Annotated in this window: 14 protein-coding genes; 11 read left to right on the forward strand and 3 right to left on the reverse strand. The window is 65.1% G+C overall.

Features of this window, described 5'->3' with window-relative positions; translation table 11 throughout:
* The 9 genes from murB to ligA all read left to right on the forward strand — a co-directional run.
* On the forward strand, positions 1-598 hold a 598-nt coding region (gene murB, locus IVB32_RS24270; RefSeq protein WP_247411697.1), incomplete at its 5' end, for a UDP-N-acetylmuramate dehydrogenase.
* Positions 599-620: 22 nt separating this feature from the next.
* Positions 621-1,607: a D-alanine--D-alanine ligase gene (locus IVB32_RS24275; RefSeq protein WP_085349138.1), complete on the forward strand. Its 987-nt coding sequence runs from the start codon at positions 621-623 to the stop codon at positions 1,605-1,607.
* A 350-nt stretch (positions 1,608-1,957) separates the two neighbouring features.
* On the forward strand, positions 1,958-2,986 hold the full coding sequence (locus IVB32_RS24280) for a cell division protein FtsQ/DivIB (protein WP_026232695.1): 1,029 nt from the start codon (positions 1,958-1,960) through the stop codon (positions 2,984-2,986).
* On the forward strand, positions 2,983-4,305 hold the full coding sequence (gene ftsA / locus IVB32_RS24285) for a cell division protein FtsA (protein WP_018454244.1): 1,323 nt from the start codon (positions 2,983-2,985) through the stop codon (positions 4,303-4,305). Before IVB32_RS24280 ends, ftsA begins: the two co-directional genes overlap by 4 nt.
* Positions 4,306-4,392: 87 nt before the next feature.
* Positions 4,393-6,198 (forward strand): cell division protein FtsZ, encoded by a 1,806-nt coding sequence (gene ftsZ / locus IVB32_RS24290; protein ID WP_018454245.1) that lies wholly within the window; start codon positions 4,393-4,395, stop codon positions 6,196-6,198.
* Between the two features lie 357 nt (positions 6,199-6,555).
* Positions 6,556-7,518, forward strand: coding sequence for a UDP-3-O-acyl-N-acetylglucosamine deacetylase (gene lpxC / locus IVB32_RS24295; RefSeq protein WP_247294861.1), 963 nt, complete (start codon positions 6,556-6,558; stop codon positions 7,516-7,518).
* A gap of 295 nt (positions 7,519-7,813) precedes the next feature.
* Complete coding sequence (locus IVB32_RS24300; protein WP_026232697.1) at positions 7,814-8,719, forward strand: outer membrane protein assembly factor BamD; 906 nt, start codon at positions 7,814-7,816, stop codon at positions 8,717-8,719.
* A gap of 13 nt (positions 8,720-8,732) precedes the next feature.
* Positions 8,733-10,406 (forward strand): DNA repair protein RecN, encoded by a 1,674-nt coding sequence (recN, locus tag IVB32_RS24305; protein ID WP_247294859.1) that lies wholly within the window; start codon positions 8,733-8,735, stop codon positions 10,404-10,406.
* 106 nt (positions 10,407-10,512) lie between these two features.
* Positions 10,513-12,666 (forward strand): NAD-dependent DNA ligase LigA, encoded by a 2,154-nt coding sequence (gene ligA, locus IVB32_RS24310; protein ID WP_247361177.1) that lies wholly within the window; start codon positions 10,513-10,515, stop codon positions 12,664-12,666.
* Between the two features lie 174 nt (positions 12,667-12,840).
* On the opposite strand, the gene IVB32_RS24315 is transcribed toward ligA, so the two are convergent.
* Positions 12,841-14,115, reverse strand: a complete 1,275-nt coding sequence (locus tag IVB32_RS24315) for a multidrug effflux MFS transporter (protein WP_085349080.1) — start codon at positions 14,113-14,115, stop codon at positions 12,841-12,843.
* Positions 14,116-14,497: 382 nt separating this feature from the next.
* Positions 14,498-16,327: an aminopeptidase P family protein gene (locus tag IVB32_RS24320; RefSeq protein ID WP_018454251.1), complete on the reverse strand. Its 1,830-nt coding sequence runs from the start codon at positions 16,325-16,327 to the stop codon at positions 14,498-14,500.
* Between the two features lie 188 nt (positions 16,328-16,515).
* Between IVB32_RS24320 and IVB32_RS24325 the strand changes: the two genes are divergently transcribed.
* Positions 16,516-16,695: a hypothetical protein gene (locus IVB32_RS24325; RefSeq protein ID WP_018454252.1), complete on the forward strand. Its 180-nt coding sequence runs from the start codon at positions 16,516-16,518 to the stop codon at positions 16,693-16,695.
* A 24-nt stretch (positions 16,696-16,719) separates the two neighbouring features.
* Here IVB32_RS24325 and IVB32_RS24330 read toward each other — a convergent pair whose 3' ends face one another.
* Complete coding sequence (locus IVB32_RS24330; protein ID WP_018454253.1) at positions 16,720-17,607, reverse strand: 50S ribosomal protein L11 methyltransferase; 888 nt, start codon at positions 17,605-17,607, stop codon at positions 16,720-16,722.
* 153 nt (positions 17,608-17,760) lie between these two features.
* Here IVB32_RS24330 and IVB32_RS24335 point away from each other — a divergent pair, with 153 nt between their 5' ends.
* The gene (locus tag IVB32_RS24335) at positions 17,761-17,925 is read left to right on the forward strand and encodes a Flp family type IVb pilin (protein WP_018454254.1); all 165 of its coding nucleotides are present in this window, start codon (positions 17,761-17,763) and stop codon (positions 17,923-17,925) included.
* Positions 17,926-18,046: the final 121 nt, after the last annotated feature.

The following is an 18,046-nucleotide window of genomic DNA, read 5'->3' on the forward strand; positions in this document are numbered from 1 at the left end:
GCTCGACAAGCGCGTGGCGGAAGTCGCCGCGTCGGCCAATATCGGCGGGCTCGAATTTTACTTCGGCATTCCCGGCACGATCGGCGGCGCGCTGCGCATGAATGCGGGCGCCAATGGCGGCGAGACCAAGGACGTGTTGATCGAGGCGCGTGGCGTCGGGCGCGACGGCACGAAGCACATCTTCTCCAATGCCGACATGAAGTTTGTCTACCGCAACAGCGGCGTCGATGCCTCCATCATCTTCACCTCCGCGCGGTTCTGCGGCGAGCTCAGGGATGCCGAGGCGATCCGCGCGCGCATGGCGGAAGTGCAAACCCATCGCGAGACCGCGCAGCCGATCCGCGAAAAGACCGGCGGCTCGACCTTCAAGAATCCGCCCGGCCATTCCGCCTGGAAGCTGGTCGATGCCGCCGGCTGCCGCGGTTTGCGCGTCGGCGGTGCAGAAGTCTCCGAGATGCACTGCAATTTCCTGATCAACACGGGCAATGCCACCGCGCACGATATCGAGACGCTGGGCGAGACCGTACGTGAACGGGTGAAGGCAAATTCCGGAATTGAGCTACACTGGGAAATCAAGCGGATCGGAATTCCCGGCTAATTTGGACAAGCGACGAGAGAACATGCGCATCACCATCCTCTTCGGCGGCTCCAACCGCGAACGTCTGGTTTCCGTCGCCTCAGCCCAGGCGCTGCATCAGGCGCTGCCCGAGGCCGATCTCTGGTGGTGGGACGTCGAGGACAAGGTGCATGTCGTGCAGTCCAAACAGCTGCTCGAACATGCCCGCCCGTTCGAGGACGAGTTCAAGCCGGGCACGTCGGGCATTCCGTTGGAGCAGGCGCTCGACCAGGCCAGGGCGGAGGACCGCGTGCTGGTGCTCGGCCTGCATGGCGGGCGTGCCGAGAACGGCGAATTGCAGGTGATGTGCGAAGCGCGCGGCGTGCCGTTCACCGGATCGGGCTCGGCCTCCTCGCATCTCGCGTTCGACAAGATCGCGGCCAAGCATTTCGCCGCGCTCGGCGGCGTGACGCCGCCGGCCAACATTGCGCTGGACCAGATCGACGAGGCCTTCGCCGAATACGGCCGGCTGATCGCAAAGCCCGCCAGGGATGGCTCGAGCTACGGCCTGATCTTCGTCAACGCCAAGCAGGATCTCGTCGCCGTTCGCAATGCGGCCAAGCACGAAGAGTACGTGATCGAGCCCTACATCTCCGGCGTCGAGGCGACCTGCGGCGTGCTGGAGCGGCCGGACGGCTCGATCATCTCGCTGCCGCCGATCGAGATCATTCCGGGCGAGGGCAGTTTCGACTACGCGGCGAAATATCTTTTGAAGTCGACCCAAGAGATCTGTCCCGGCCGTTTCGCACCCGAAATCACCGCCGCGCTGAAGCACCAGGCGATGCTGGCGCACCGGGCGATGTCGTGTACCGGCTATTCCCGTTCGGACTTCATCGTCTCGGACAAGGGGCTGGTCTATCTCGAAACCAACACGCTGCCCGGCCTGACCAAGTCCTCGCTCTACCCCAAGGCGCTGAAGGCCGAGAGCATCGAGTTCGTCGACTTCCTGCGCGGCCTGATCGAGCTCGCTGTGGCCGGTGTGCGAAAATAATTAGGACTGGTTAACGGCCGAACTGGCGAAACGGCCGGTTTTGGAACCCAAAACCGGTAAAATGCCGGATATTGCGGCATAAATGCCTCACAGGCCTGGGCAAAAAGCTCACGTCGTTAACGAACTTTACCTTTTGTTTACCAGGACGTCCGAAGGTTAACGCTGGCGGCGCATATGACGCTTTGGCTGCCGGCGCGTGGACCGTTGCGGGTGTTGTCACCCCCAGCGAACGCTCTGAAGGGGAGAGGTTTTCTTCTGCTGAAGACCAGCACCCGGCCCGGCAAGTCCGAGACGTCATGTTCGCCAGGACCCGCGCGATGTCGCGGGCAAACTGTTGACGAGCTCGTGCAATGGATGGAGCAGGAAGCCTCACTCGGTCGCTTTTCAGATCGCTGAGGCCCCAAGCTGACCTGAAGGCGGCCGCTATCGGAGCGGTCGTGCTTCTGCGCGAGTGGGTGCAGGACAAGCGTCAGGAAAGAGTTCTCGGCGCCCGTGCTGCCGCCAAGGAAAAGACCAGGGCCAAAGCCATCGTCGAGCGCGAGCCGCCGCCGCGGTTGGTCGCGCTGGTCGAGCGCTATCTGCCGCGCCGGGTCGGGATCAGCATGACGGTGCTGCTCCTGATCGGAAGCTGCGGCTTCGGTATCGTCAAGGGCGGCCATCTCCAGGATTTCATCACGGCGGTCAACGACACCCGCAACGCGCTGGCCAATTCCGCCGGCTTCCGCATCACCTCCGTCGTGATCAACGGTCGCAAGCAGCTCAGCCAGGACGAGATCCTCGCGATCGGCGGCGTCAGCGGCCGATCCTCGCTGCTGTTTCTCGACGCCGACGCCGTGCGCGACAAGCTCAAGGCCAATCCCTGGATCGCGGATGCGACCGTGCTGAAGCTCTATCCGGGCCAGCTCATGATCGAGCTCACCGAGCGCAAGGCGTTCGCGCTGTGGCAGGAGGCCGGCCGGCTCTCCGTCATCGCCGATGACGGCGCCGTGCTCGAACCCTACGTCTCGCGCCGCTTCCTGTCGCTGCCGCTCGTGGTCGGCAAGGGCGCCGAGACGCAGGCCCGCGATTTCCTCGCTTTGCTGGCGCGCTATCCGCAGGTCAATTCCATTACCAAGGCCGCGATCTTCGTCGGTGAGCGGCGCTGGAACCTGAGGCTCAAGGACGGCCTCGACATCCGCCTGCCCGAACAGGACGTCGGCAACGCGCTTGCGATGCTGTCCAGGCTCGACAAGGAGGACAGGCTGTTCTCCCGCGACATCGTCGCCGTCGACCTGCGCCTGCCCGATCGGCTCGTCGTGCAGCTGTCCGAGGACGCCGCCAAGGCGCGCGACGATTTGTTCAAGGACAAGAAGAAGAAAAAGGCCGGGGACGCTGCATGACCGGTCTTGATCGCACCCAGACACCGAAGACACGCCCGATGCCGCACAAGCGCGGCGGCCTCGTCGCCTGCCTCGACATCGGCACCAGCAAGATCGCCTGCATGATCGCGCGGCTGAAGCCGTCGGCGCCGAGCGAAGCCCTGCGCGACCGGACCCATGCGGTGGAGCTGATCGGCTACAGCCAGATTCAGTCGCGCGGCATGAAGGCCGGCGCCGTGATCGATCTCGGCGAATGCGAGCAGGCGGTGCGACAGGCCGTCGGGCTTGCAGAGAAAATGGCCAAGGTGCGGGTCGAGTCCGTGCTGCTGTCGGTCTCCGGCGGCCGGCTCTCCGGTCAGCTGGTCGAAGCTGCGGCCGACATCCGCGGCGGCGCCGTGACACCGGCCGATGTCAGCCGCGTCACCTCCACCGGCATGCGCCACGCCACCGGCGAAGGCCGCACCGTGCTGCACGCGCTGCCGGTCGGCTACACGCTTGACGGCGTCAAAGGTATCCGCGACCCCCGCGGCATGGTTGCGCATCAGTTCGGCATCGACATGAATGTCGTCACCTGCGACGCCACGGTGGCGCGGAACCTGATGCTGGCGGTCGAACGCTGCCACATCAACGTCGAAGCAATGGCGGCAAGCCCCTATGTGGCAGGCCTGTCGGTGCTGACCGACGACGAGGCCGATCTCGGCGCCGCCGTGGTCGAAATGGGCGCGGGCACCACCACGATCGCGGTCTTTTCCGGCGGCCACTTCGTGCATGCCGCGGGTTTTGCGGTCGGCGGGCAACACATCACGATGGATCTGGCGCGCGGACTCTCCGCGACCATTGCCGATGCCGAGCGAATCAAGACGTTATACGGGACCGTCATCACCGGCGGATCGGACTCGCGTGAGCTGATGTCTGTACCGACAGCCGGTGACGAGCAGGATCTGCCGCAGATCGTCTCCCGCGCTACCATCGCCAACATCGTCAAGCATCGTGCCGAGGAAGTCTTCGAAATGGTTCGGGACAAGCTGAAGGACTCGCCCTTCGCCTCGGAGCCGAACGGCCGCGTCGTGCTCTCGGGCGGGGCCTCGCAGCTCACGGGTCTCGTTGAGCTCGGAACGCAGATTCTCGGCCGGCCCGTGCGGGTCGGACGTCCGCTCGGTTTCGGCCGGCTGCCCAACGAGGCGAAGAACGCCGCCTTCGCGGTGCCGGCCGGACTGCTCGTCTACCCGCAATATGTTCACCACGAACATGTCGAACCGCGGCATACGCGGCAGCAGGTCAGGACGGGGACCGGCGGGTATTTCGGAAAGGTCGGACGATGGCTACGCGAGGGCTTCTGATGACTCCTTCCCGCAATATTCGATTTTCACCAACTCCCGCGGCCGCCGGCCGGGGCGAACCCACGCGCGCGTGATCGAGAGGCAAACATGACCATCAGCATCAATGTTCCTGATATTCACGAACTGAAGCCCCGCATCACCGTGTTCGGCGTCGGCGGCGCCGGTGGTAACGCCGTCAACAACATGATCACGGCGGGCCTCCAGGGCGTCGACTTCGTGGTCGCCAACACCGACGCGCAGGCGCTGACGATGTCGAAGGCGCAGCGCATCGTGCAGATGGGCACGGCGGCCACGCAAGGGTTGGGCGCAGGTTCGCAGCCGGTGGTCGGCGCGGCCGCGGCCGAAGAAGTCATGGACGAACTCCGTGACCATCTCTCGGGCGCCAACATGGTGTTCGTCACCGCCGGCATGGGCGGCGGCACCGGCACCGGCGCAGCTCCCGTGATCGCCAAGATCGCGCGCGAGATGGGCATCCTCACCGTCGGCGTCGTGACCAAGCCCTTCCACTTCGAGGGCGGCCGCCGCATGCGCACCGCGGAAGCGGGCATCAATGAGCTGCACAAGGTCGTTGATACGCTGCTGATCATCCCGAACCAGAACCTGTTCCGGGTCGCGAACGAGAAGACCACCTTCGCCGACGCCTTCGCGATGGCCGACCAGGTGCTCTATTCGGGCGTTGCCTGCATCACCGACCTGATGGTCAAGGAAGGCCTGATCAATCTCGACTTCGCCGACGTCCGCGCCGTCATGCGCGAGATGGGCAAGGCGATGATGGGCACGGGCGAAGCCTCCGGCGACAAGCGCGCGCTGACCGCCGCCGAAGCCGCGATCGCCAACCCGCTGATCGACGATAGCTCGATGAAGGGCGCCAAGGGCCTCCTGATCTCCATCACCGGCGGCAAGGATCTCACCCTGTTCGAGGTCGACGAAGCTGCGACCCGCATCCGCGAGGAAGTCGACCAGGACGCCAACATCATCGTCGGCGCCACCTTCGACGAGGCCCTCGATGGCCTGATCCGCGTCTCGGTCGTCGCCACCGGCATCGAACAGGCCGCGATCGCGCGCAACAGCCAGGCCACCAGCGCTCCCGTGGCGAATCCTGCTCCGCAGGCGCAGCAGGCTCCCGCCGCTCCCGCCGCGGCTGCCGAGAGCCGTCTTGCCGATCTGACCGCGCGGCTGCGCGCTGACAATCAGCGCATGGCCGAGCGCGCCCAGAAGTTCGAAGGACAGACCCCGGCCACAGGAACGGGCCAATTTGCCGCCGCTCCCACGGCTCCGCGTCCGAACGTCGAGCGCGCTGCGCTTGCCGCCATCGCCGCCGCCGTTGCGGACGTTCCGCAGGCTCCCGCGCCGATGCAGACCTATGGCGACGTTACCGTGCGCCCGATCGCGCAGAAGCCCACGCTGTTCCCCGAGCCCGAGCAGGCGCCGATGGCCATGCAAGAGCCGATGACGCCGGAAACCTTCATCCCTCCGCAGGCCGAGCGTGCACCGGTCCGCACACCGCGGATGCCGCGGATCGAGGAACTTCCGATGCCCGCCCAGGCCGAGCTTCGCCAGGCCCGCGGCGAGGTCGAGGAGGAGACCCCGCAAAAGACCCGGCTGTCGCTGCTGCAGCGCCTCGCCAATGTCGGCCTCGGCCGTCGTGACGAGGAGACCGAGGCGCCGATCGCGGCCCGCACTGCCGGTCCCGCGATGCCGCCACTGCCCGATCGCCGCCCCCAGAAGACCGTGGCGCAGCAAATCGCTTCTACCGAGCCGGTGTCTGAGTATGCCCGTCGTCCCGCGCCGCAGGGCCTGGACATGCACGGCCGTCCCGCGCCTGTTGCCCCGGCGCCACAGGGAGATGACCATCTTGATATCCCGGCCTTCCTGCGGCGGCAGGCGACCTGAGGATTGTTACAATAAGGCAGACGAAAAAAGGTCCCGGGGGGAAGCTTGCCGGGACCTTTTCTTTTGCCCCGTGCATATCCGGATTGCGTGGCCAAGCAACTGATTTTAAATCATTAATTACGTATTCGATGGTTCAGTAAAACTACCGAAAACGGTCCCGAACTCCGGTCCAATTTGGTTAAGCCTTGGCGCGAATACGGCGGGTTTGGGGTAACAATCGGTAAAAAAGCGTGAGTTGGCGCTGTTTGGGGCAGTGACTATGGTTTGCCGTGACTTGGGGATACGGATTCGGAACAGCGGTCTAGGCCGCAGTCGGGTTCAGTATAAGTCGCGATGGTCGTAGTGGGGCGGTTCCTGATGAAATTTAGCCGGCAAACAACGCTTCGTGCGCAAGCCAGTGTGGCAGGCGTCGGCGTTCATTCCGGTCTTCCTGTCACGCTCGCGCTTGGACCCGCGCCTGTCGACGCGGGATTTGTTTTTATCCGCACCGGGCTCGAGGGAAGCGACCGCGAAGTTCAGGCCACCGCCGAGCAGGTGATCGCGACGGATTTCGCCACCGTCCTCGGTGATCGCAACGGTCCGCTGGTTTCCACCGCCGAGCATGTCCTTGCTGCGCTGCGGGGAATGGGCGTCGACAACGCCATCATCGAGATCGATGGGCCGGAAGTGCCGATCATGGACGGCAGCGCGGCAGCCTTCGTTGCGGCGATCGACCAGGCCGGCATCGTGACCCAGCCGGCGCAGCGCCGCTTCATCCAGGTTTTGAAGCCGATCTCGGTCAAGATCGGCGACTCCTTCGGTGAGATCAGGCCCTATGCCGACGGGTTCCGCGCCGAGGTCGAGATCGACTTCACCAATCCTGTCATCGGTCAGCAGAGCTATGCCTTCGACCTCAACCCGGAGCGTTTCCGCCGCGAAGTCGGCCGGGCCCGGACTTTCGGTCTGATGTGCGACGTCGCGCGGCTCTGGAGCGCCGGCTACGCGCTCGGTGCCTCATTCGACAACACCGTCGTGTTCGACGAGGAGCGGCTGCTCAACACCGAGGGCCTGCGCTACGCCGACGAATGCGCCCGCCACAAGGTGCTGGACGTGATCGGCGACCTCGCGCTGGCGGGTCTGCCGCTGCTCGGCGCCTACCGCTCGGTACGTGGCGGCCACAAGCTCAACCACGCCGTTCTGACCGCGCTGCTCGCCGACCGCACCGCTTGGCGGGTGGTCGAGGGCGAGGCAGCCCGCCGCACCACGCGTCCGGTGGCCGAAACCGGTCGCGGCATCGTCGGTGGCCGGATCGCCGCGGTCTACGGGCCGGACGTTTCCTGAAGAGAGACGTTTCCTGCAGCGGACGTTTCCTAGACGAGAGACGCGTCCTGAAGAGACCCGTCGCCGCGGGCGTTTGGCGGCGGCTTTCCCCGGGAAACTCCTGGTAACGATGATCGGCTAGGATTGCGGCGCCTCGCCTTAATCCGGGCGGAATGCCTGCCTATCCGGTTGGTTGAAGATCGTTTTTCGGTTACACCGGCGTGGTCGCACGGCAGGCACCACGGCTATATTTCGCGCCCAGGACGGGGTTCATGGGCTGGCGGACACCGCACCACAGGGCGTCAGGGCAATACTCATGTCGGCACAGCGTATGACGCGCGGATATCTTCAAGTCCCGTCTCGAGAAGTCTCGTCTCGAGCCCGTGGGCTGCTTCAGGTTGTCGCCCTCTTCGTGCTCGCGCTGCCGCTGGCCGGCTGCGGCACCGGCGCGCTTTGGGACAAGTTCACCGCCAAGGACGACACCTTCGTCGAGGAGCCCGCCGACAAGATCTACAATGAGGGCCTGTACCTCATGAACGAGAAGAAGGACATGAAGGCGGCGAACAAGAAGTTCGAAGAGGTCGACCGCCAGCATCCTTATTCCGACTGGGCCCGCAAATCATTGCTGATGTCGGCCTACGCGTCCTACCAGGGCGGGGATTATGACAATTGTATCGGCGCGGCCACCCGCTACGTCACGCTGCATCCCGGCAGCCCGGATGCGGCCTACGCGCAATATCTGATCGCCGCCTCGCATTACGACCAGATTCCGGACATCAGCCGCGACCAGACCCGCACCGAGAAGGCGATCGCCTCGCTGGAAGAGGTGGTGCGCAAATATCCGACCTCCGAATATGCGACCTCGGCCAAGGCCAAGATCGAAGGTGCGCGCGACCAGCTCGCCGGCAAGGAAATGAACGTCGGCCGCTATTACGCGCAGAAGCGCGACTACACGGCGGCGATCAACCGGTACAAGGCCGTGGTGACGCAGTACCAGACCACCCGCCATGTCGAGGAGGCGCTGTACCGCCTGACCGAGGCCTATATGGCGATCGGCATCGTTGGCGAGGCCCAGACGGCCGCCGCCGTGCTCGGGCACAATTTTCCTGATAGTCGCTGGTACAAGGACGCCTATAATCTTGTAAAATCAGGCGGTCTCGAACCGAGCGAGAATCAGGGGTCCTGGATTAGCAAGACCTTCAAGAAAATGGGTCTCGGCTAGGAAATAGAATTCCATGCTGGCGCGTCTGTCGATCCGTGACATCGTCCTGATCGAACGGCTCGATATCGAATTCGCACCGGGCCTCGCGGTTTTGACCGGCGAGACCGGTGCGGGCAAATCCATCCTGCTCGATGCCTTTGCGTTGGCGCTCGGCGGCCGCGGCGATGCCGGCCTCGTGCGGCATGGGGCGGAGCAGGGGCAGGTCACTGCCGTATTCGATATCCCAAAAAACCATCCCGCGGCCAAAATCCTCGCGGAGAACGGGCTGGACGATACCGGCGAGATGATTCTCCGCCGGGTCCAGCTCGCCGACGGCCGCACCCGCGCCTTCATCAACGACCAGGCGATCAGCGTGCAGACGCTGAAGGCGGTCGGGGCTGCCCTGGTCGAGATCCACGGCCAGCACGACGAGCGCGCGCTGGTCGATGCCGCCACCCACCGCCGCCTGCTCGACGCCTTCGCCGGTCTCGAAAAGGACGTCTCGGCGGTCGAGGCGCTCTGGGACGCACGCCGCACCGCCAACACCGCGCTGGAGGAGCATCGCGCCGGCATGGAGCGCGCCGCGCGCGAAGCCGATTACCTCCGCCACGCCTCCGACGAATTGAAGCAGCTCGCGCCCAAGGACGGCGAGGAGACCTCGCTGGCCTCCCGTCGGACCACGATGATGCAGGGCGAGAAGATCGCCTCCGACCTGCGCGAGGCGCAGGAGGCGGTCGGCGGCCACCATTCGCCGGTCGCCTCGCTGTCGGCCGCCGTGCGGCGGCTGGAGCGTCGCGGCGTCAACTCGCCGGCGCTGGTCGAACCCGCGGTGAGGGCGATCGACATCGCCATCAACGCGCTGGAGGAAGCCGACCAGCATCTTCAGGCGGCGCTTGCCGCAACCGATTTTGATCCCTCGGAGCTCGAACGCATCGAGGAGCGCCTGTTCGCGTTGCGCGCCGCCTCGCGCAAATATTCGACGCCGGTCGACGGGCTCGCCGCGCTGGCCGCAAGATACGCCGCCGATGTCGTTCTGATCGATGCCGGCGCCTCACGGCTGAAGAAGCTGGAGCAGGCCGCGATCGAGGCCGATGCGCGCTATGCGGCGGCTGCGAAGAAGCTGTCGATGGCGCGGCAGAAATCGGCGGAGAAGCTCAACAAGGCCGTCAATGCCGAGCTCGCGCCGCTCAAGCTCGAGCGCGCAAAGTTCATGACCCAGGTCGAGACCGACGAGGCAGCTCCGGGCCCGCAAGGGTTCGACCGCGTCGAGTTCTGGGTGCAGACCAACCCGGGCACCAAGCCGGGGCCGCTGATGAAGGTCGCCTCCGGCGGCGAGCTGTCGCGTTTCCTGCTGGCGCTGAAGGTCGTGCTGTCCGACCGCGGTTCGGCGCCGACCTTGGTCTTCGACGAGATCGACACCGGTGTCGGCGGCGCGGTCGCGGACGCCATCGGCGGACGGCTGGCGCGGCTCGCCGGCAAGGTCCAGGTGATGGCCGTCACCCACGCCCCGCAGGTCGCCGCCCGTGCCGACCAGCATTTGCTGATCTCAAAGGACGCACTGGACAAGGGCAAGCGCGTTGCGACCCGCGTCAATGCGCTTGCCGCCGACCACCGCCGCGAGGAGATCGCGCGGATGCTCGCCGGTGCCGAGATCACCGCCGAGGCGAGGGCTGCCGCGGACCGTCTGCTCAAGGCGGCGACGGCTTGATTTCGTGTCCCGGACGCGCGCAACCGCAGGGCCCTAAACGTTGAGTCCGGGGTACGAAACTGTAACCGCCTTTACCCTCCTGCCCGCTCCATCGTATCCAAGCACCATGGCCAGAGCAGCAAAATCGAAACCAACACCGCTTCGCGAAGTCGCCGACCTCACCAAGGCGCAGGCCAAGGTCGAGCACATGCGGCTCGCGCTCGAGATCGAGGGGCATAACGAACGCTACTACCAGGACGACGCGCCCACCGTCACCGACGCCGAGTATGACGCGCTACGCCAGCGCTTCAACGCGATCGAGAAGCGCTTTCCGGAATTCGTCAGCGCGGACTCTCCGTCGCAGAAAGTCGGTGCTGCACCATCAGGCCGCTTCAAGAAGGTGCGGCATGCCGTCCCCATGTTGTCGCTCGACAACGCCTTTGCGGAAGAGGATCTGCGCGACTTCGTCGGCCGCATCGTGCGCTTCCTGAAGCTCGACGACGACAAGATCGATTTTTCCGCCGAGCCGAAGATCGACGGCCTCTCGATGTCGCTGCGCTACGAGGGCGGTGAACTCGTCACCGCGGCGACTCGCGGCGACGGCGCGGTCGGCGAGGACGTCACCGCCAACATCCGCACGCTCGAAGACGTGCCGAAGAGGCTGAAGGGCCGCAACGTCCCCGACATCTGCGAGGTGCGCGGCGAGGTCTACATGACCAAGAAGGCGTTTCTGGCGCTCAACGAGCGGCAGAAGGCGGAAGGCAGCACCATCTTCGCCAATCCACGCAACTCGGCCGCGGGCTCGCTCCGGCAGAAGGATCCGACCATCACCGCCTCGCGCCCCCTCGGCTTCTTCGCCTATGCCTGGGGCGAGATGAGCGCGATGCCAGAGGGCACGCAGAGCGGCATGATCGGCTGGTTCGAGCGCTGCGGCTTCAGGACTAACCCGCTGACCAAGCTCTGTCACTCCGTCGAGGAACTGCTGGCGTTTCATCGTGCGATCGAGGAACAGCGCGCAAAACTCGACTACGACATCGACGGCGTCGTCTACAAGGTTGACCGCATCGATTGGCAGGAACGGCTCGGCTTCGTCTCGCGCACGCCGCGCTGGGGCATCGCGCACAAATTCCCGGCCGAGCGCGCCACGACGGTGCTGCGCGACATCGAGATCCAGGTCGGCCGCACCGGCTCGTTCACGCCGGTGGGCAAGCTCGAACCGGTCGGCGTCGGCGGCGTGATCGTGCAGAACGTCACGCTGCACAACGAGGACTACATCAAGGGCATCGGCAACAAGGGCGAAGTGCTGCGCGAGGGCCGCGACATCAGGATCGGCGACACCGTCGTGATCCAGCGCGCCGGCGACGTCATCCCGCAGGTGGTCGACGTCGTCCTCGACAAGCGGCCGAAGGCTGCCAGGGAATTCCAGTTTCCGAAGAAGTGCCCGTGCCCGTTGCACACCGATGTCACGCGCGAGGAGACGGCGGCGGGCGAAGAGGGCTCACGCGCTCGCTGCACCGGCGAGTTCGCCTGCCCCTATCAGAAGATCGAGCATCTGAAGCTGTTCGTGTCGCGGCGCGCCTTCGACATCGACGGTCTTGGCGAGAAGCAGCTCCAGTACTTCTTCGACGAAGGTTTTGTGAAGGAGCCAGCCGACATCTTCACGCTGGAAAAGCGCAACGCAAAGCTCAAGCTGGAGGACATCGAGGGTTACGGCGCAACCTCGGTGCGCAATCTGTTCGGCGCGATCGAGAGCCGTCGCAAGATCGCGCTGGAGCGTTTTATCTACGCGCTCGGCATGCGCCATATCGGCGAGACCACGGCGCTGGCGCTGGCCCGCGGCTACGGCTCCTGGGACGCCTTCCACGATGCCAGCCTGAAGGTCGCCAAGGGCGACGAGGAGGCGATGGCCGAGATGGACGCGCTCGACCAGATCGGCGAGACCGTGATCAAGAGCATCGCCGATTATTTCGGCGAGAGCCACAATCGCGGCATCGTCGAGCGGCTCACCAGGGAGGTCGAGATCATCGACGCGGAGAAGCCGAAGAGCAACTCCGCCGTCGCCGGCAAGACCGTGGTGTTCACGGGCTCGCTGGAGAAGATGACGCGCGACGAGGCCAAGGCCACCGCTGAGCGGTTAGGCGCAAAAGTGTCCGGCTCGGTGTCCAAGAAAACCGATCTCGTCGTCGCAGGCCCCGGCGCAGGTTCGAAGCTCGCGGAGGCCAACAAGCATGGCGTCAAGGTGCTGACCGAGGACGAGTGGCTGCAGCTGATCGGGGAGTGACTCTTCCCTTCTCCCCTTGTGGGAGAAGGTGGCGCGTAGCGCCGGATGAGGGGTTCTATTCTCGAGTTCAAGCTTTGAGAGGGGACCCGCGCGGAGAGAGACCCCTCATCCGGCGCGCTACGCGCGCCACCTTCTCCCACAAGGGGAGAAGGAAGAAGGCCTCACCGCGCCCGATCACATCATCCCGCTCTCTTCCTCTTCCGCCTGCTCGATCAGCGTCTCGCTCATCATGACCTCGCGGCGGGGGACGACGAAGATCATCGTGCAGGCGCAGAGCAGGGAGATCGCCAGTACCGCGGCGGTGAGCGGCAGCGTGGTCGCGGAATGGCCGCCGAGATAGGCGCCGAATTGCGACATCAGCGCGCCGATGCCTTGCTGGAGAAAGCCCATCGCACCTGATGCGGTGCCGGCGGCCTCGGGACGGATGCTGATCGCGCCGGCGGCCGAGTTCGCCATCACGAAGGCATTGCCGACCATCACGATCATCTGCGTGCCGAACAGCCAGGCGGGCGCCTCGTTCCAGCCGGTGAAGCTCCAGAGCAGGTTCAACAGGCTGCCGCAAAGCTGAAGCGCGAGGCCGAACCAGATCAACTTCTCCAGCGAGTGCCTGGGCGCGAAGCGCACGCAGAGCAGATTGCCGACGAGATAGGCAAAACCCGTCGTCGCGAACCACGCGCCGTATTCGGCGCTGGTCCTGCCCATCTGCGTCACCACGATATAGGGGCCGCCGCCGGCGAAGGTGAAGATGATCTGCGAGGCCAGCACCTGGCACATCACGTAGCCGACGAAGGCGCGGTTGCGGATCAGGATGCCGACATCGCCGCGAAAGCCGCTGCCGGCGGCGCGATCTCGGCGCGTCTCGGGCAGCGCGAATGCGATGCCGACGGCGACAATGATCGCGGCGACGGTGATGGCGTAGAAGATCGCGCGCCAGCCGAACGCTGTCTCGATCAGGCCGCCGCTGAGCGGAGAGACCATCTGCCCGATCATCAGCGCCGCGACCACGAGGCTGATCATCGAGGCGACGCGGTCGCGCTCGTAGATGTCGCGGATGATGGCGCGGCTCACCACCATGCCCGCGGCGCCGCCCAACGCCTGGAAAAAGCGCGCGGCGATCAGCTGCGGCAGGGTTTCCGCGAAGATGCAGGCGGCGCTGGCGACCACCATCAGCGCCAGTCCTCCGAGCAGCACCGGTCGCCGCCCGAAACGGTCCGACAGCGGGCCCATGATGAGTTGCGACAGCGCGATGCCGACCATGTACAGCGACACCGTCATCTGCGCGACCGAGATGTCGCTGCCAAAGGTCGTCGCCAGCACCGGCAGCGCCGGAACCAGCATGTAAAGCGAGATCGGCGCGATGCCGGTCATGACGACGAGCAGCAGCAACACCACGCGCGAGGTCGCGAGGTTCTTCGCCGTGTCCGGCGGCTTGCTGATCATGCCGTGCATGCGTGTCCGTCTCGTAGAAATTCGAATCGGACTGTAGCGCGCTCGCGCAAGACGCATATCGGCGTTTCGGAATGCGGCTATACGGATTCCGGGACGGTTATGATGAGGGCGCCATAGCGCCGCTTGGGCGCGTTGCTCGCGTCAAAAAGTCGGTGTCATCGCCGGCTTGACCGGGCGATCCAGTACGCCGCGGCTTCTTCGCATGCGTTTCCTGTCTCTGGAATGCTGGATTCCCCGCCTGCCGCCTTCGCTAAAGCTTCGGCGCCCCTAGACCTCACCCCGGCGAAGCCTTGGCGTAGCCGGGTCGCGGGGCATGACAGCTGTGGTGGAGAAGCAGCCTTGCGCAAAGCGCGTGGAGCCATGCGGCTTTGCGACGACGCGCTTACGCCTTCAACTCCGCCGTGGCCTGGTCCAGCCAGGCCTTGGTCGTCTCGTCCAGCGCCGGCCGCACCTCGGCCCTGACGCGCGCGTGGTAGGCGTTGAGCCAGTCGAGCTCGTCCTTGCTGAGCATGCCGACATCGATCAGCCGGCGGTCGATCGGCGCCAGGGTCAGCGTCTCGAACGCGTTCATCGATTTTTCCGCGCCCTTGATATCGGCTTCGACCACCAGTTCGAGGTTCTCGATGCGGATGCCGAAACCGTCTGTCTTGTAGTAGCCGGGCTCGTTGGACAGGATCATGCCGCGCTTCAGCGGCGTAGTGCCGAGCTTCGAGATTCGCGCCGGCCCCTCATGCACGCTCAGATAGCTGCCGACGCCGTGGCCGGTGCCATGCTCGAAATCGACGCCGGCGGCCCAGAGATATTGCCGTGCGAGTGTGTCGAGCTGCGCGCCGGTGGCGCCGTCGGGAAAGATCGCCCGCGCAATCGCGATGTGGCCGCGCAGCACACGCGTGAAGCGGTCGCGCATCTCGTCGGTCGGCTCGCCCACGGCCATGGTGCGGGTGACGTCGGTGGTGCCGTCTTCGTATTGTGCACCTGAATCAATCAGCAGCAGATCGCCGGGGACGATCCGCCGGTTGCTCTTGCGGGTGACGCGGTAGTGCACGATCGCGCCATTCGGGCCGGTGCCCGATATGGTCGGGAACGACACATCTTTGAGCGCGCCGGTGTCGCGGCGGAATGTCTCCAGCGCCTCGACCGCGTCGATCTCGGTGAGCTTGCCGCTTGCCGCCTCGCGGTCGATAAAGGCGAGGAAGCGTGCCAGCGCCACGGCGTCGCGCCGGTGCGCCGATTGCGTGCCCTTGATCTCGGTCGTGTTCTTGACCGCCTTGAGCAGCGCGATCGGATCGCTGCCGCGCACCGGCTTGCCGCCGGCGCCCGTGATCAGCCGGCTGAGGGCGTCGGCCGCGGTCGCATTGTCGAGCGCGATCGATCCGCCGCTCTTGGCGAGCGCCATCAGCGTCGGCGCCATCGCATCGGGCTCGCGCACGTCGGCGGACTGCTCGAGATGGTCGCGGGTCAGATTTGAGAGCTTGCGGTGATCGATGAAGATGGTGGGACGGCCGTCCTTCGGCACCAGCGCATAGGACAGCGGCAGCGGCGTATGCGCGACGTCGGCGCCGCGGATGTTGAAGGTCCAGGCCACGGCATGGCTGTCGGACAGCACCAACGCATCGACGCCGAGCTTGCCGATCTCGCTCCTGATCTGCGTCAGCTTCTCGGCTTCAGTCACGCCGGCATGTTGCATTCCGTGCACCGTGACCGGCGCAATCGGCGGCTGTGGCCGGTCTTGCCAGATCGCATCGACCGGATTGCTGTCGACGGCGACCAGTTCGGCACCGGCCTTGGTGCAGGCGGCGGCCAAACGCTCGGCTGCTGCAAAAGTGTGCAGCCACGGATCAAATCCTAGGCGGTCGCCGGCCTTCAGGTGTGCCGACATCCAGCTTTCCGGCGGGGGATCGATCAGAGATTCCACGGCCCAGGCCCTTGAATCGACCTGCTTGGCCGCCTGGATCGTGTAGCGGCCGTCGACGAAGACCGCGGCCTCGTGCGTCAGCACCACCGCCAGTCCCGCCGAGCCCGTAAAACCGGTCAGCCAGGCGAGACGTTCTTCGGACGGCGGCACGTACTCATTCTGCTGCTGATCGGCGCGTGGAATCACGAAACCGGTCAGCTTGCGGCGGGCGAGTTCTTCACGGAGCGCGGCCAGCCGGGCTGTCAATGCGACGCCGGCCTCGGGCTCCTCGAATGTCTGGAAATGCGCTTCGAACATGGTGGATCACTTTAGGATCATGCGGATCAGTCCGCAATGTAGACGCATTTGAGGTCGCATCTGGCATGGACTGTGCTTGAACAAGTTCCATTCGAATTGAGTGGAGTACAGGATGCGGCAGTTGCGCTTCGTCCAGATGACAGGGAAATTCGAGCAAGTTGTTCATCTCAACGACGAGGGGACACTCGATGCCAGCGTTCACGTTTGAAAAGATTACGCCGCCGGTGCGCCGCGCCCCGGCTGCGGCAACACCGAAGAAACCGCGCGGCCTGATCAGCCAGATGATCGACCGTTTCGCCGAACGCCGCGCGAGGCGCGCCTCGCAGGCCGAGCGCGCGATGCGCCGGGACGAAGAGACGGCAAAGTAGCGGCATCTACGGCAGCAGCCGTACTCACCCCATCTTCCGCAGCAACAGGCTGCTCCATCCCTGGATTCGCATGTGCTTCAGAGGCACGAGGCCGCGCGCGCGGTAGGCGGCGATCACGGCGGGGACCTGGGGCGTCAACAGGCCGGAGAGGATGACGCGCCCGCCAGGGGCGAGGTGGCGCGTCATCGGGCCCGCCAATTGCCGTAACGGATTGGCAAGGATGTTGGCCAGCACCAGGTCGAACGGGCCGCGTCTGCCGAAATCAGCCGCCGCGAAGCCGATGGCGCGGATCACTCGCACATGGTGACCGACCTCGTTCAACACGGCGTTCTCGGCTGCCACCTTGACCGAGGCCGGGTCGATGTCGGAGGCCAGCACCGCGCGATGCAGCGCTTTCGCCGCCGCTATCCCGAGCACGCCGGTCCCGGTACCGAGGTCGAGCACGCGGTCCGGCCGGGTGCGTTTCAGGACATGGTCAAGCAGGAGTAAACAGCCGCGTGTGGTGCCGTGATGGCCAGTGCCGAAGGCGAGAGCCGCCTCGATCTCGATGGCGAGCTTGTTCGGGGCCACGCGGTCGCGGTCATGGCTGCCGTGGACGACGAAGCGCCCGGCCGGCACCGGGACGAGATCTTCCAGGCTCGACTTGACCCAGTCCCTGGCTTCGACGGTGTCGAAGGCCAGCGTGTCCGCGATCTCATTTCCTGCTGATGTTGCAACGAGTTCGCGCAGCCACGCCCGGTCCGGCGCGTGGGCGAAATGCAGCGCGACGTCCCACTGTCCGTTCGGCTGCTCGAAGGCGGCGACCGCCGCATCATCCTCGAAGAACATTTCGGTGAGGACGTCGACAATGCGCCTTGCGGCGATCTCGCTGCCGATCGAAAAATTGGCGCGATGGGTGGGGGCAGGCTGCATCTCAGGGTTCCGTCCGGTTCAATTTTTGGAACTTTTGTTCCCGATTTTTCTAATAACTTGCATTTATGAGGTTAACCCGACCGCAGGTTGTGCCACGTAGATTTGCGGGTGTTGGGCAACCCACACAGCTTGAAATGGAAAAGGAGGCGAGACTTGAAGCGCATGATTTTGAAATTCTGGACCGACGATTCAGGTGCAACCGCAATCGAGTACGGCCTGATCGCAGCCGGCATCGCGCTGGCGATCATCACCGTCGTGAACGGACTGGGCACCACCATGAACGACAAGTTCACTTCGATTAGCAGCTCCTTAAAGTAATTTCCGCCTCCCATTCCCGGCGGGGCAATTCTCCATACGACTGCTTTCGAGCCGCGCCCGCCGGGGGAATTGCCCCCTGGCGGGCGAAGTCGTTTTGGGGAGAGGTTTTCACAGAATGCCC

It is taken from the genome of Bradyrhizobium sp. 23, from assembly GCF_023073295.1.
GTDB classification, from domain to species: domain Bacteria; phylum Pseudomonadota; class Alphaproteobacteria; order Rhizobiales; family Xanthobacteraceae; genus Bradyrhizobium; species Bradyrhizobium canariense_D.

What these genes read in the sequence shown, in the direction of transcription:
- ftsZ (WP_018454245.1), top strand. Translation starts at nt 4,393, where the DNA reads ATGACCATCAGCATCAATGTTCCTGATATTCACGAACTGAAGCCCCGC.
- recN (WP_247294859.1), top strand. Translation starts at nt 8,733, where the DNA reads ATGCTGGCGCGTCTGTCGATCCGTGACATCGTCCTGATCGAACGGCTC.
- IVB32_RS24300 (WP_026232697.1), top strand. Translation starts at nt 7,814, where the DNA reads ATGTCGGCACAGCGTATGACGCGCGGATATCTTCAAGTCCCGTCTCGA.
- lpxC (WP_247294861.1), top strand. Translation starts at nt 6,556, where the DNA reads ATGAAATTTAGCCGGCAAACAACGCTTCGTGCGCAAGCCAGTGTGGCA.
- IVB32_RS24275 (WP_085349138.1), top strand. Translation starts at nt 621, where the DNA reads ATGCGCATCACCATCCTCTTCGGCGGCTCCAACCGCGAACGTCTGGTT.
- ligA (WP_247361177.1), top strand. Translation starts at nt 10,513, where the DNA reads ATGGCCAGAGCAGCAAAATCGAAACCAACACCGCTTCGCGAAGTCGCC.
- IVB32_RS24320 (WP_018454251.1), bottom strand. Translation starts at nt 16,327, where the DNA reads ATGTTCGAAGCGCATTTCCAGACATTCGAGGAGCCCGAGGCCGGCGTC.
- IVB32_RS24325 (WP_018454252.1), top strand. Translation starts at nt 16,516, where the DNA reads ATGCCAGCGTTCACGTTTGAAAAGATTACGCCGCCGGTGCGCCGCGCC.
- ftsA (WP_018454244.1), top strand. Translation starts at nt 2,983, where the DNA reads ATGACCGGTCTTGATCGCACCCAGACACCGAAGACACGCCCGATGCCG.
- IVB32_RS24330 (WP_018454253.1), bottom strand. Translation starts at nt 17,607, where the DNA reads ATGCAGCCTGCCCCCACCCATCGCGCCAATTTTTCGATCGGCAGCGAG.
- IVB32_RS24280 (WP_026232695.1), top strand. Translation starts at nt 1,958, where the DNA reads ATGGATGGAGCAGGAAGCCTCACTCGGTCGCTTTTCAGATCGCTGAGG.
- IVB32_RS24315 (WP_085349080.1), bottom strand. Translation starts at nt 14,115, where the DNA reads ATGCACGGCATGATCAGCAAGCCGCCGGACACGGCGAAGAACCTCGCG.